We start from the raw sequence: 13,594 nt of genomic DNA, 5'->3' as shown, positions 1-13,594 counted from the left end.
AGATCAATTGAGTGTTTTTTATTTAAATATTTAATTAAAACAGCAAATAAAGTTTTGGTTATATTATTTTTTTGAGAGTATTCACTATAACTGTTTTTTTATTAAAATGATAACCCTGACTTTAATTAATAAAATCAGGGTTATTATTATAAAATTGTACTTAGTAATAATAATGCTACGCATATTCTGTACTATACTGTACTTTAAGTTCGTTTTTAACATCGTAAACTCCAGGAGCATTATATGCAGCTGTTTCTGCATCTTCTTTTTCTTTAATAGAATGTACTTTTCCTCGTAATGTTACTGTGTGGCCATGAGTTTCAAGAGTAATAGCATTAGAATCTAGCATTGCCATTCTATGAAAAGCTTTTTTAATTCTGTCTTTTACTTCTTTAGGTTCAATATTGTTTTCTAATTTAATAGAATTACTTACACCTTTTACACCCAATAAATTTTTAATTGTATTTTTTGCAGCATTTTTTTGATACATCCATTGTACTTCACCAGATAGGTAAACCCAACCGTTTTCTACTTTTATGGTAATATCATCTTCAGGAACAGAAGAATTCCATTCAAAAGCATTTACAACAGCTTTTGCAATTTCTTTATCTGTTTTTTTGTAATTTACTCCGTAAATAACTTTAATGTCTTCAGCTACTGCCTTTACACCATCAACACTTTTTACTGCTTTTTCTGCAGCTAATTTTTTAGCGTAATTATTAACAACACCACTTAGGGTTACTACTCCGTTTTCAACAATAACTCCAATTTGAGTTTCATCGATATTAGGTTGCCATGCTAATTCATCTAGTACATCTTCTTTAATTTCTGCATCTGTTTTCATAATTTATATAATTTTAATTTAACAATTATTAATGTTTTTCAAATGTATATTAACTGTAAGTTGTTGAAAATGATCAGTATCAGTTGATGTGTTTTTTAACATTTTATTTTTTATTCATTTTGGTCATTAAGTTTATTGTCTTAATGACCTACATCATTTTGTTTTGTATTAATAATTGAAACCTTTGTGTTTCTAATTATCTGTTCTTTTTTGATTAGAATAATAAGATTTTCATTGCTAATAAAAATCAATAAATTTAAAGATATGAATACAGAAGTTTTAAATCCAAAATCAGCATTATTATTAGAAGCAGGACTTAATGTTTTACATTTTGAAAGTCAAGAATGGTTAGGAACCATAGATTTTTGGAAAGATGAGATTAAATTTTTCGATATTTTACTTAAGAAAAAAGAGCCTCAAGAAGATCATCAAAAAGATTTTAGAAAAATTTTGGAAGATTTAGAAGGTATACATGTCAATCTCTTTAAATATATGGAGAATGATATTATTGCACATGAAAAAATATTATCTAGGCTGCAAAAAAATGAAAAAGGAGTATCCGATTCAATTTATAGAGAAAACCATCGTAAGCTCATGGTTAGAATGGATTCTTTTAAAAATGAATTTCTAAAGTTTAAGAAAATTGTCTTTAAATTTGTAAAAAATTTATGATGATTTTCCTTTAAGTTGAAGAGATTATAAATGAAGTCTTAAGTTTTTTGTGGTAATGAAATGTAAAACTTAGAACCTTCTCCTAATTTACTTTCATAAGAAATTTCTCCATTCAATAAATCAACATAATGTTTTACAATACTTAAACCAAGCCCAGTTCCTTGAATATTAGCAGCGTTCTTTGCTCTAAAGAACTTGCTGAATAGATGTTTTTGGTCTTCTTTAGGAATACCAATTCCTTTATCTATAAAACCAATAGAGACAATATTATCCTTTACAGTTGTAGTAACTAATATATCCGTGTCAGAATACTTTATGGCATTCGTAATTAGGTTCATAAATACATTTTTTAAGATTTTTCTATCCAAAACAACCATAGAGTCTCCTTTGTATTCAAAATGTATGAGTTGTTTTTCTTTTAAAGACCATTCTAGTTCTTTTAGTATTTCTTGAGTTAATATCTTTAAATTAAAAGAATCTTTATTTGTCTTTACAATTCCTCGTTCTAATTTATCCATTGATAGAAAATCTTCGAGTATTTCTGTAAGTTGTTTTACGGAAGATTTAATACGATTTATATGTCGTGGTTGTTTATTGTATTGTTGGAGGTTATTATATTTGTTTAATAAGATAGCAGATGACATTACGCTGGTTAATGGTGTGCGAAACTCATGAGATGCCATAGAAACAAATGCCGTTTTCATTTCGTTTACCATTTTTTCGTTATGTAAAGCTTCAGTCAACTTGAGTGTTCTTTGCTCTACTATATCTTCAAGATCTTGTGTGTATTGTTCTTTAATGTTCTCTATTTTTTTTCGTTCGGTAATGTCTTCACCTGCCATTAAAGTACTTGTAAGTTTTCCTTTATCGTCTAACAAACCGACATTTGTCCACGATATAATTTGTGTTTTACCAACAGTATTTATCAATTTACTTTCAAAGTTAGAAGGGATTGATGTGCTATCTTTTTTATAATTTAAAAAGGTTTCTTCAGTAGAATTAGTATCAAAATCCCTTAAAAAAACCTCAAACAAATTTTCCCCAATTATATCTTGAACTTTTCCACCTATTAAATGACATCCTTTTTGGTTAATCATTTGCACCTGATTATCTGTATCTAATAAAAGAAAAATAATAGGAGCTAAATCTAAATATTGCTGTATTATTTCTTTTTCTTTTTTTAAAATCTTATGTCTAAGTATTATGGCTTCAGCTTCTTTGGTACTAGTTATATCTTGAAATGAAATTCTACATAAATAATCTGATTGATTTTTATCTAATGTTATAATACCTTGAAGTGATGCTGTGAAAAAAGTGTTGCTTTTATGTCTCATTTCAAGCTCAAAATGTTCAAGATTACCTGTTTTAAAAGCATCCTGTAATTTTAGGAATAATTTTTGAGATTCACCATTTTCCATATAAGCAGAAAGAGGTTTGCCTTTAATTAATGCGCGTTCAACACCTAGAAGATCACAGGCTGTAAGATTAATGTTTACAATTACTCCTTTTTTATCTAATACTAAGTAACCTATAGGAGCAAAATCAAACAAATCTGTATATTGATCTTTTACCTCTTCAAGACGATGTTGGGTTTCACGTAACTCTTCATTTTGCATTTCCAGTTCTATCTGGTGTACTTCAAGTTCGTGCAGTAAAACCTTGGCATTATCCAAAGTAACATCTTTAAGCAAATCTAGATTTTTATCAACCTTAGTTTCTGCTCTTCTTCTTAATTTATCATTTATGGAATTTTTAGCTGCCATTCATTTTTTTATTGATGTCTTTTAATTTTTTTTCTGCTTGATACAACTCAGTAATATCAGTTGATGTACAAGCAATTCCAGTAATTTCTGAATCGATAATAATTGGTCTTATTGTAAGGTTGTTATATTGAGTTTTTCCTCCAATCTCTAGGGAAACAATATCCCTGTATGCTTTTTTTGTTTTTAGTACTTTATTTTTTAAAATTTCTAATTTTTTTGCATCTTCTTTAGAAAAGAAATCTCGATCTGTTTTACCAACCAATAGTTGCGATTGAAACGCTACACCTTTCTGCAGCATACTTGTGTAAATAAGGTCTTGGTTTTGAGTATATACTGTTGTTTGTGTTAATTCTAAGAGATGTTCGTAGTTGTCATTAATTTCATTTAATTCTACAGCAAGCGATTTTTCTTTAGTTATATCAACAAAAGTAATAACAACACCTTCAATAACATTTAGAGATGTGCGATATGGCATTATTTGCATTTGGTACCAAATACCATCATTACTTTTTACCGCTGCCTGAAAAGGAACAAGCTTTTCTAATACTTTATTAGCGTCTTCAATTATTCCTTCATAAATAAGGTTAGATGATAAGTCTTGTACAGGCCTTCCTACATCACTTTGTATAAGGTTTATAATTTTAGACATTGGTGGTGTAAATCGTTTAATATTTAAATTGGCATCCAGAAAAATAGTGCCAATTTCTGTACTGGCAAGCAAGTTATTCATATCATCATAAGCTTGTGCTAGTTCATCAATTTTACCTTGTAGTTCTGTATTAACCGTTACAATTTCTTCATTTACACTCTGTAGTTCCTCTTTAGAGGTTTCTAGCTCTTCATTAGTGCTCTGCAACTCTTCATTACTAGATTGTAACTCTTCATTAGAAGACTTTAACTCTTCATTTGAAACTTCTAATTGCTCTATTGTAGATCTTAAAAATTCTTTTGTGGCAATTAATTCTTGCTCTAAAGCTTGTAATTCTGAGGTGTCGTCTGTATGGTTTATTTGTACATTTTTATTATCGGTAGCAGGTATGTCTTTATCTTCAAAAGTAAGCATAAAATAATCTTCATTAGGTAAGAGATGTTTTAAAGGTCTTAAACACAAATCTATTATTTGATGATTACCATTTGTTTTTACATTAATGTTTTTTCTAATTTCTATGGCGTTACTTTTCCTTATTTTAGAGATTATTGCACGCAGGTCGGTTTTAAGTCCTTCTCTTGCCATATCTACAATATTAAGCCTTGCTTCTCCAGGTGAAGGTTGCAAGTATTTACCTGTATTTCCAGTAAAATAAACTGCTTCGCCTTTTAAATTAATAATTGCGCTAGCAGGTGCGTAATTGTCTAAAAGTAACTGCTCTGTAATTTTAGACAGATTGCTAAATTGTTCTCGTTTAGGTAGGGTAACATTGGTAGTAGTAGCTTTAAAATTTGTAGGTTCTCTAAATAAATAGCCAATATCTGGTATTTTGTCTTTAGTTACTTTTTTATGTTTGAAAAGTTTGTTTTTTCTATCGATTACTTCATATAAATCGGCATATTCCCCAAGAGATTCCGAACTTCCTAAAAACAATATTCCTTCTGGGTTTAAAGCATAATGGAATATGGCAAACACTTTTTTTTGTGCTTCAATATTTAAATAGATAAGTAAGTTTCTGCAGCTTACCATATCTTGTTTTGAGAAAGGAGGGTCTTTGATTAAGTTATGCTCAGAGAATATAACTTTATCTCTAATTTCTTTATTAATTCTGTAGGTATTAGCTTCACTTTTAAAATAACGCTGCAAACGTTCTGGTGTTACATCTGTAAAAATAGTTTCTGGGTAAACACCTTGCCTTGCAATATTTATTGCACGTTCATCTAAATCAGAAGCAAAAATTTGCAACTTTATTGATTTTGTCTGCTTGTTAATAGCTTCATCAAAAAGTATGGCTAAGGAGTATGCTTCCTCACCTGTAGAGCATCCTGCAACCCAAATACGAATGGTATCTCCTTCTTTTTTTTTGCTAACTATTTGTGAAATAATAGTGTTCTCAATTATATTGTAAGCTTCATTATCTCTAAAAAAACTGGTAACACCAATTAGTAATTCATCAAATAACTTTTTAATTTCTTCTTTATTTTTTTGAAGGTATTTTAAATAGTTTTCTAATTTATTTATTTGGTTTAATGCCATTCGCTTTTCTATTCTGCGTATAACAGTACTGTTTTTATAATCTCCAAAATTACATCCAGTTTCATTACGCAGTAAGATAAAGACTTTTTCAAGCAGGTCATTAATTGATGATGCTATTGTTGGTTTTCTTCCTGTGTTAAGCGTTCTGTTTTTAGCGTACTTAATAAGTACATCTGGTATTTTATTAACTTCAAGAACAAAATCTTCTACTCCAGCATAAATTGCACTTCTTGGCATTCCATCATATTTAGCTGTAATTGGATTTTGAACAATAGTAAGCCCTCCTAAGCCTTTAATGTCTTTTAGCCCAAGTGTACCTTCTGTACCAGTTCCTGATAAAATAATTCCAATGGCTTTTTCCTGTTGATCTTCTGCAAGAGATTTAAAGAAAAAATCTATTGGTTTTCTAAACCCTCTAGCAGCAGATGGATCCATAAGGTGTAATATACCCTTAAAAATAGCCATATCTTTATTAGGAGGAATTATATAAACATTGTTGGGTAAAACGAGTGTATGATCTTTAGCTTCTTGCACTTGCATATCTGTATGGCTTTCTAAAAGATGTACCATAAGGCTTTTATGTGTTGGGTCTAAATGTTGTACGATAACAAAAGCCATACCCATATTTTTTGGTGCCGAAGAGAAGAATTCCTTAAAAGTTTCTAAGCCACCTGCAGATGCACCCATACCCACTACAAGAAAAGGATTGTTTTTATTGTTTGATACAGTCTTTTTTTTTGTAGAAACTGGTTTTGTAATTTCTTCTGTAGTAGCTATTTTCTTTTTTGCCATAGAAATGGTATTGTTATTTAAAAGGTGATTTTTACTAATAGAATAAAGATAATTAATATATAAATAAATTAGGGTTTTTTTTACTTATTAAATATTTAAAAAAGCTTCTTTTATGTAATCAACCACCAAAATGACCTTAATCATTTTGTTTTCTTTCTAGGTATACTTCCTTTGTATATAAATATATTTGATGATGAAATGAGGTGTCGTAATTAGATAAACACCTATCTAAATGATTATTAATGAATTTCGTTTAATCATTTGATAACAAATAAAACCAGATGAAAAAGAGAAAATACCTTCTAATAATTATACTATTTACATCTATGTTTATGATAGAAAGTTGTGGACCTGTAGTTTTTTCTTCTAGATTAGAAATACCCCCACCACCTTGGTTTTATCCAAATAGAATTGAAACTGTTAGATATGTTTATTTTCCTGAGCATAATATTTATTACGACTTATCACTTCGAAGTTATATTTATTTAAAAAATAAGGCTTGGTTAACAGTTAAAGTGTTGCCCTCACAATATAGGTCTATCGACCTTAAACGAAGCAGGTTTGTACGCATAAAAAATTATAGAGGAGATAATATTACTAATTATCACCAAGGAGATAATACAAAGAGAAGAGGAACAAGTTTACAAACTAGTAGAAGAAGTAAAAGGAATTAAAAAGCTTAAATAAAAATGTAGTAATTATTAAATTTAAAAAATATTAAAATGAAAAAAATAATAAATTTGTTAGTCATCTTGATTATTATAAGTTGTAACAGCCCTAAAAAAGAACAACAGCAAGGAGAAAATAATCAACAAGAAAAAGATAAAACGATTGTTAAACCCAAAGAAAAGTGGGATGTGCATAAAGAATATGACGAATTTGGGAATCTCATAAAGTATGATTCTATTTATTTGTGGTCGTATTCAAATGTAAAAGGAGATTCTCTACGAGTAAATTTAGACAGCATTATGAATTCTTTTAAAGTGCATTTTGATGAAAATTCACCATTTAAATGGAATGAAGACTTCTCTTTTTTCCCTAAAAAAGATTCCCTTTTTATGAGTGATTTTTTTAAAGAAGACTACTTTTTAAGAAACTGGAAAACGCAACACGCTGAGTTAGAAAAAATGATTAAAAGAATGGATGCTGAACGAAATGCCTTTTTAAAGAAGTATCATCCAGGATTATTGCAGTCAAGAGATAACAATTAATCGATAACAACCAAATTAAATTAAACGTTATTAAAACCGATTTTTATTGAAACTTTTGAAAGTAACTATAATGGATATATAAAATAGATCGCTAAAAAAATAACTACTTAAATAGAATTCCAATCTAATATTGAATAGTATTTTTTTAAGTATGCTTTTACAATTACAATATCATCTTTAGAAGATAAATCTGAAACGTGTTCAGAAAGTGGAATTCCAACAACTTTATTATTGGTTTCACTAATATAATTTAAAAGAGAAGTTTGCATTTCCTTTTCATTTCTAATAGGATGTACAGGACAATTTTTTAAAAAAGGATAAAACTCTTTTCCATCAAACTTAAAAATATTCATACTAACTCTTAGCTTTCCATCTCTATCATAAAAATTAGGAACATCATTTTCTGAAGGTTTTTCAAGAATATTGATAAGCTCGTTTTCCTCATTTAATTTTGTTAATGCAAACTTAGAAATTCGTTCTAAAGGAAATTCTAAAGCATCTCTATTATAACTGATAAAAGCATTTTTATGTTCAGTCTCTCTTAGTAATTTGAGTGCTTTTGTTGAATATAAATTATCGCTATTACAAACCGTATAAAATTGATTATTCAATTCTGTAAATTGTTCAACAGCTTGTAAAAGTGCATCTGCTGTTCCAAAAGGTTTTTCTCTTTCTTTTGGAATATATTGAATCGGAAAAGAAATATTTAATCCGTGAAAATCATTGTCTCTTTCTTTATTTCCGTAGAATTCTTTAAACAACCCACCTTTTTCATTGATAACAATATAGATGTTTTTGTAACCCGCTTTTTTAGCATTGTACAAAAGATAATCTAAAACGGGTCTTCCTGTATTATCTAAACTAATTAAACTTTTACTTCTGTTATTTGCTTGTGCAGTTTCATCAGAATTTATAGTTTTTGAGGTTGCTGGTTTTTTCATTCTAGAAGAAGCTCCACCTGCTAATATTATTAAGTTATCATGCATACAATATTATTTTAAAGGTATTAAAAGTAATCATTTCAAGTTTAATTTGTACTTTTATTTTATGGATTTATTCTCTACAGAAACAATAAAAAATATTTTACCTTTTGATGGAATTACAAATTATCATGGAATAATTTTGAATAAAAATCAATGTAGTTTTTATTATCAAAAATTGATGGAATCTATTCAGTTTAAAAATGATGAAGCTATTATTTTTGGTAAAAAGATAATTACCAAAAGGAAAGTTGCTTGGTATGGAGAGTCAGCATATTCTTATACCTATTCTAAAGTAACAAAAACCGCAAATATTTTCACAAAAGAATTGTTAGAATTAAAAGAAATAGTAGAAAAGGAAAGTGGAGAAACCTTTAACTCTTGTTTACTAAACTTATATCATTCTGGAGAAGAAGGGATGGCGTATCATTCTGATGGAGAAAAAATGTTAAAGAAAGATGGAGCAATTGGCTCATTATCTTTGGGTGCAGAACGTAAGTTTTCTTTTAAGCATAAGGAGAATAAACAAAGAATAGATATTGTTTTAGAAAACGGTAGTTTATTGGTGATGAGAGAAGGAACACAAACCAATTGGTTACACAGATTACCACCCACTAAAAAAGTAAGATCACCAAGAATTAATTTAACTTTTAGAAGTATAGAATTGTAAAACTAGTTATCTATTCTTTTGATAAAATCATCTCTATAATTTAAACCTATCGGAATCCAATTATCATCAATAATAATTCTATTTCTTTGAACAGAATAGATGTGTTTTAAAGAAACGATATAAGATTTATGCACACGTATAAAGTTTAATTTTCCTAATTTTTTTTCAAAATTCTTAAGACTACTTAAGGTTAAAATTGGTTTTTCTTTATGCGTATGAATTTTAATATAATCTTTTAAAGACTCTATATATTTTATATCTGCTAGGTTTATTTTTAAATTCTCATATTCAGATTTTACAAAAATAAATTGAGGACTCGCTTTTTGATCTACAATAGGAGTTTCTTCTTCAATTTTTAATTTTAATAAATTTTGTGCTCTTGTAGCAGCTTTTAAAAACCGATGAAAAGGAATTGGTTTTACCAGGTAATCTATCGCATTTAAATTAAAACCTTCTACAGCGTAATGTGAGTATGCTGTTGTAAAAATAAACATTGGTTTATTATCTAAAGATTTTATAAAATCGATTCCAGAAAAATCTGGCATTTCTATATCTGTAAAAATTAAATCAATTTTTTGTTCTTGTAAAATAGTCGTTGCTTCAAAACCGCTAGAGCAAGCACCTACCAATTCTAAAAACGGAACTTTAGATATAAAATCTTCTAATAATTCTAATGCTAGAGGCTCATCATCAATAATTATACATTTCATAACCTATTTTTTTAATTTGATTTTTAAATTGACTTCAAATGATTTTTTATCACTTGTAATTTCTAAATTGTGAGAATTCGGGTATAATAAATTCAGTCTGTTTTGTATGTTTTCTAAACCGATACCAGAATTTCTTTTGATGGCGTTTTGTAAGGAAGAAACATTATAAACCTCTAAATGTAATTCATTATTAGTCGTAGATATTTTTATCTGAATATCTGTTTTTCCTTTATAATCAGTTCCATATTTAAAGGCATTTTCAATAAAAGAAATAAGTAATAAAGGCTCTATTTTATAATTTAAATCTCCGTGAACATTTATTTTTACGCCACTAGAATCTTTTAATCGTAACAACTGTAAAGAGATATAGTTTTTTATATATTCTATCTCTTTCTCTAAGGAAATATACTCTTCATTTGCTTCGTAAATCATATAGCGCATTAACTCAGAAAGTGTAACGATAGCAACAGTAGTATCATCAGATTTTTTATTTGCTAAAGAATAAATACTATTCAATGTATTGAATAAAAAATGCGGATTTAATTGAGCTTTTAAAAAAGATAATTCAGAGTTTATTTTTTGAGAAGCAGCAATTGTTCTTTCTTTTTCAGATCGATACCATTCTGAAACTAATTTAACACAAGTACTTAAAGCAAAGAATAATAGCAGTAAAATAGGAGGGTTTAAATTGATGTTGTTTTCCCTAAATTGTTTAGGATTGTTTAACATTTCATCTAATAAACGAGGTCTTATTTTAGGTTTTAATACTGTTTCTAATATAAAAATAAAAATGAAGATTAAAGCTAAAGAAATAACGATATAAAGAATGATTTTTTTATTCAGTAAAAACTTAGGAATTAGAAAAGCATAATTCAAATAAAAGACAGCAATAAAAATGATATTTAAAAAGTAAAACTCATTATGAATTGTATTAAACCTAAAATTTGACTGAATAGCAGTAATTGCTAAAAAGAATGCCCACATTACAATATGAACAATAATGGTTGTGTTTGATTTTTTTAAAAGAGTACTCAAATTATTCATTATTAGAAAGGACAAAATTAGATAGTAAGCCTCTTAAAAGACTCCCAAAAGACTGTTGTAATTTTCATAAAAAAAATAGGTTAAAAATTAAAATGCATTTCTGTAAATTAATTTTTAACCTGTAAATATTATTAACTATTTGTAACGTTAATCATCTTCATTCTCTAATTCATCTGGTCTAAATTCCCAAACATCATCAAAATAATAACTACCACTTCTTCCCATTAAAACAAAAGCTTTATCAGTAAAAGTAAAAGCAGATGCATTTTGTCTTGCAGAACCTTCAAATGCAGGTAATTCATCCCAAGTATCTGTAGATGGATCATAAGACCAACTTTCTGTTGTAATAGAACCAGCAATTCCTGTTGTTACGTAACCCATTCCGTTTAAAGAAAATGCAACTCCACTACTTAGCTGTATCTCAAAATCATCATCATCGTCGTCATCATCATCTAAATCGGTTAACCTTGTCCAGCTAGAACCATTAAAAGAATAAAAATCTTCTTCGTAACCACCATTATGAATACCTAAACCAATATAGGCAACGTCATCAATAGTGAAAACAGAAGCATTTTGGCGTTTTTCTCCACCAAAACCTACAGATTGTTCCCAAGTATTGGTTGCAACATCGTATTTCCAAAAATCTTTTTGTTCACTACCATCATAACCCGTTCCAATATATCCATCATTACCAATAGAAAAACCGATGGCACCATATCTTGCAGTTCCACCAAAATCGGCTTTTTGTTCCCAAGAATCCGTTGTTGGGTCATATTCCCAGAAATCATTTAATTCATTATCTCCATCATAACCAGTTCCTAAATAACCTTTTCCGTTTATAGAAAAACCAACGGCACTACTTCTTGCAACTCCAGGAAAAGAAGCTTTTTGTACCCAGTAATCTCCATCAGAATTATATTCCCAAGTATCAGCTAAATAATCATCACCATCATAACCAGTAACTAAATATCCTTTTGTACCAATGGTAAAACTTACAGAGTTTGCTCTTGAATTTCCATCAAAAGTTGAGCTTTCAACCCAGTTTCCATATTCATCGTCATCATCGTCATCACTAGTACAACTAGCAAAGAATAGAGACATTATTAATGTTGCTAAAAAGAGAATTTTGCTCTTTTGTATAAAATTTGTTTTTCTCATTAGATAAAGTTTATTTTCATAATTATTCAGCAAACCTAAAAGCTATTAAATAGATAATACAACGAAATAGACAAACGAGCTTATTTTATAGATGAACATGTAAACCAAATGTTAATTTTCTTAAAAGGTGTTAATTATTGGGTTTAAAGGTGTTTTTCGATGATAAGTCTATAAAAAAGCACTGTTTATATATTTTATGATTTTTGATGATAATTACTCTAATATTTTTGCTTGAAAAAGTAAAATGAGGTATTTAATTATTGGTTTTATAAGTTTTGTTTTTCTAGCATCTTGTACTACAGACGATACAACTTATGAAGTTGGAAGTGATTTTATAGATAATAATATTCAAGTGAGAGTTATAGATACTTTCTCTATTAAAACAGGTACTATTAAGTTAGATTCTTTATTAACATCAAGTACAAATAGAATTCTATTAGGAAGTGTAATCGATGAGAACTTTGGTCATTTATCATCAAAATCTTATTTGCAATTAATTACATCTAGTTTTACAATAGACTCAGACGCTGTGTATGATTCTATTGGTATGATTTTAAATTATGACAATTACTATTATGGAGATACTACTAAAATACAAACCTATAAACTTCATAGAATAACCGAAACTTTTGAGCCAGAAGAAGGAACTGATTTTTACAATACATCTTCATTAGAATACAGTACTGGTGTTTTAGGAGAAATATCATTTACACCAAAACCAAATAAGGCAACAGATTCTCTTTTTATTAAAATGGATGATGTTTTAGGTGAAGATATATTCAATAAAATTGTAGACAATGATATTAATACTTCAGATGATTTTTTACAGTATTTTAAAGGATTAGCTATTGTTGCAGATACTTCAGAAAGCAACCATGTTTTAGGTTTTAATACACAAACAACTGCAAGTGCATCTGGTAACTCTAGCATGAGATTGTACTATACAATAGAAGATGATGATAGTGAAGACAATAGTTATTATGTAGATTTTGTAATTTCTAGTGCTGCACAACAATTTAATGAAATTGATACAGATTTATCTAATACTACTTTAGGTGATTTTGTAGACGGAGAAGAAATTAAATTAAGTGAAACAACAGACAATTTAATATTTACCCAAGCAGGAACAGGAATTTCAATGAGAATAGAAATTCCGTCAATAAAAAAGCTTTCAGAGCTATCCGAAAATTCAACAACTTTAAGTGCAACGTTAACTTTTAATCCTTTAAAAGGAAGTTATAATGATGATAATCCTTTACCAGAATCATTGATTGTTTATGTTATAGATCATAAAAATAGAATTATAAACCAACTGAGTGATATTGATGGTAATACTGTGTACGCATTGTTAAATGAAGATACTGATGAGTTTGATGATAACACATATTACACAGTAGATTTAAGTGGGTTTGTAGAAGAAATTTTATATACAGAAACCAACCTAAATTATGCATTAATGGTTCAATATTCAGACTTTAGTAACAGGGTAAATACGTTGGTTATTGAAAATGATGCAACTACAAATAACGAAGTGAAATTATCAGTAAAACATTTAAACTATTAAG

General features: G+C 28.3%; 12 protein-coding genes. 5 read left to right on the top strand and 7 right to left on the bottom strand.

The window, feature by feature from the left end:
- Nucleotides 1-175 precede the first annotated feature (175 nt).
- Nucleotides 176-844, bottom strand: coding sequence for a BON domain-containing protein (locus BTO07_RS06350; protein ID WP_087520432.1), 669 nt, complete (start codon nucleotides 842-844; stop codon nucleotides 176-178).
- Nucleotides 845-1,108: 264 nt separating this feature from the next.
- Here BTO07_RS06350 and BTO07_RS06345 point away from each other — a divergent pair, with 264 nt between their 5' ends.
- Nucleotides 1,109-1,516: a hypothetical protein gene (locus BTO07_RS06345; protein WP_087520431.1), complete on the top strand. Its 408-nt coding sequence runs from the start codon at nucleotides 1,109-1,111 to the stop codon at nucleotides 1,514-1,516.
- Nucleotides 1,517-1,554: 38 nt separating this feature from the next.
- Here BTO07_RS06345 and BTO07_RS06340 read toward each other — a convergent pair whose 3' ends face one another.
- The gene (locus BTO07_RS06340) at nucleotides 1,555-3,279 is read right to left on the bottom strand and encodes a sensor histidine kinase (RefSeq protein ID WP_087520430.1); all 1,725 of its coding nucleotides are present in this window, start codon (nucleotides 3,277-3,279) and stop codon (nucleotides 1,555-1,557) included.
- Nucleotides 3,269-6,256 (bottom strand): CheR family methyltransferase, encoded by a 2,988-nt coding sequence (locus BTO07_RS06335; protein ID WP_087520429.1) that lies wholly within the window; start codon nucleotides 6,254-6,256, stop codon nucleotides 3,269-3,271. Before BTO07_RS06335 ends, BTO07_RS06340 begins: the two co-directional genes overlap by 11 nt.
- A 281-nt stretch (nucleotides 6,257-6,537) precedes the next feature.
- Here BTO07_RS06335 and BTO07_RS06330 point away from each other — a divergent pair, with 281 nt between their 5' ends.
- Nucleotides 6,538-6,930 (top strand): hypothetical protein, encoded by a 393-nt coding sequence (locus BTO07_RS06330; RefSeq protein ID WP_198342517.1) that lies wholly within the window; start codon nucleotides 6,538-6,540, stop codon nucleotides 6,928-6,930.
- A gap of 48 nt (nucleotides 6,931-6,978) precedes the next feature.
- Nucleotides 6,979-7,467, top strand: a complete 489-nt coding sequence (locus BTO07_RS06325) for a hypothetical protein (RefSeq protein ID WP_087520428.1) — start codon at nucleotides 6,979-6,981, stop codon at nucleotides 7,465-7,467.
- Nucleotides 7,468-7,574: 107 nt separating this feature from the next.
- Here the strand turns inward: BTO07_RS06325 and BTO07_RS06320 are convergent, their stop codons facing one another.
- Nucleotides 7,575-8,453: a sugar phosphate nucleotidyltransferase gene (locus tag BTO07_RS06320; protein WP_087520427.1), complete on the bottom strand. Its 879-nt coding sequence runs from the start codon at nucleotides 8,451-8,453 to the stop codon at nucleotides 7,575-7,577.
- A 61-nt stretch (nucleotides 8,454-8,514) separates the two neighbouring features.
- On the opposite strand from BTO07_RS06320, the gene BTO07_RS06315 reads away from it, so the two are divergent.
- Nucleotides 8,515-9,117, top strand: a complete 603-nt coding sequence (locus BTO07_RS06315; RefSeq protein ID WP_087520426.1) for an alpha-ketoglutarate-dependent dioxygenase AlkB family protein — start codon at nucleotides 8,515-8,517, stop codon at nucleotides 9,115-9,117.
- 2 nt (nucleotides 9,118-9,119) lie between these two features.
- Here the strand turns inward: BTO07_RS06315 and BTO07_RS06310 are convergent, their stop codons facing one another.
- The 3 genes from BTO07_RS06310 to BTO07_RS06300 form a co-directional block, all read right to left on the bottom strand.
- A complete protein-coding gene (locus BTO07_RS06310; protein WP_087520425.1) occupies nucleotides 9,120-9,827 on the bottom strand; it encodes a LytR/AlgR family response regulator transcription factor in 708 nt (235 codons plus the stop codon).
- A 3-nt stretch (nucleotides 9,828-9,830) separates the two neighbouring features.
- Nucleotides 9,831-10,862: a sensor histidine kinase gene (locus BTO07_RS06305; RefSeq protein WP_157663297.1), complete on the bottom strand. Its 1,032-nt coding sequence runs from the start codon at nucleotides 10,860-10,862 to the stop codon at nucleotides 9,831-9,833.
- Nucleotides 10,863-11,018: 156 nt separating this feature from the next.
- The gene (locus BTO07_RS06300; protein WP_087520423.1) at nucleotides 11,019-12,029 is read right to left on the bottom strand and encodes a Kelch repeat-containing protein; all 1,011 of its coding nucleotides are present in this window, start codon (nucleotides 12,027-12,029) and stop codon (nucleotides 11,019-11,021) included.
- Nucleotides 12,030-12,273: 244 nt separating this feature from the next.
- Between BTO07_RS06300 and BTO07_RS06295 the strand changes: the two genes are divergently transcribed.
- On the top strand, nucleotides 12,274-13,593 hold the full coding sequence (locus tag BTO07_RS06295; RefSeq protein WP_087520422.1) for a DUF4270 family protein: 1,320 nt from the start codon (nucleotides 12,274-12,276) through the stop codon (nucleotides 13,591-13,593).
- The last annotated feature ends 1 nt before the right edge of the window (nucleotide 13,594 follow it).

Source organism: Polaribacter sp. SA4-12 (assembly GCF_002163675.1).
Taxonomy (GTDB): Bacteria; Bacteroidota; Bacteroidia; order Flavobacteriales; family Flavobacteriaceae; genus Polaribacter.
This window is presented reverse-complemented; position numbering and strand designations above follow the sequence as displayed.

Excerpts from the sequence above, each read along its gene's own strand:
- BTO07_RS06350 (WP_087520432.1), bottom strand. The coding sequence starts at position 844 with ATGAAAACAGATGCAGAAATTAAAGAAGATGTACTAGATGAATTAGCA.
- BTO07_RS06345 (WP_087520431.1), top strand. The coding sequence starts at position 1,109 with ATGAATACAGAAGTTTTAAATCCAAAATCAGCATTATTATTAGAAGCA.
- BTO07_RS06340 (WP_087520430.1), bottom strand. The coding sequence starts at position 3,279 with ATGGCAGCTAAAAATTCCATAAATGATAAATTAAGAAGAAGAGCAGAA.
- BTO07_RS06335 (WP_087520429.1), bottom strand. The coding sequence starts at position 6,256 with ATGGCAAAAAAGAAAATAGCTACTACAGAAGAAATTACAAAACCAGTT.
- BTO07_RS06330 (WP_198342517.1), top strand. The coding sequence starts at position 6,538 with ATGAAAAAGAGAAAATACCTTCTAATAATTATACTATTTACATCTATG.
- BTO07_RS06325 (WP_087520428.1), top strand. The coding sequence starts at position 6,979 with ATGAAAAAAATAATAAATTTGTTAGTCATCTTGATTATTATAAGTTGT.
- BTO07_RS06320 (WP_087520427.1), bottom strand. The coding sequence starts at position 8,453 with ATGCATGATAACTTAATAATATTAGCAGGTGGAGCTTCTTCTAGAATG.
- BTO07_RS06315 (WP_087520426.1), top strand. The coding sequence starts at position 8,515 with ATGGATTTATTCTCTACAGAAACAATAAAAAATATTTTACCTTTTGAT.
- BTO07_RS06310 (WP_087520425.1), bottom strand. The coding sequence starts at position 9,827 with ATGAAATGTATAATTATTGATGATGAGCCTCTAGCATTAGAATTATTA.
- BTO07_RS06300 (WP_087520423.1), bottom strand. The coding sequence starts at position 12,029 with ATGAGAAAAACAAATTTTATACAAAAGAGCAAAATTCTCTTTTTAGCA.
- BTO07_RS06295 (WP_087520422.1), top strand. The coding sequence starts at position 12,274 with ATGAGGTATTTAATTATTGGTTTTATAAGTTTTGTTTTTCTAGCATCT.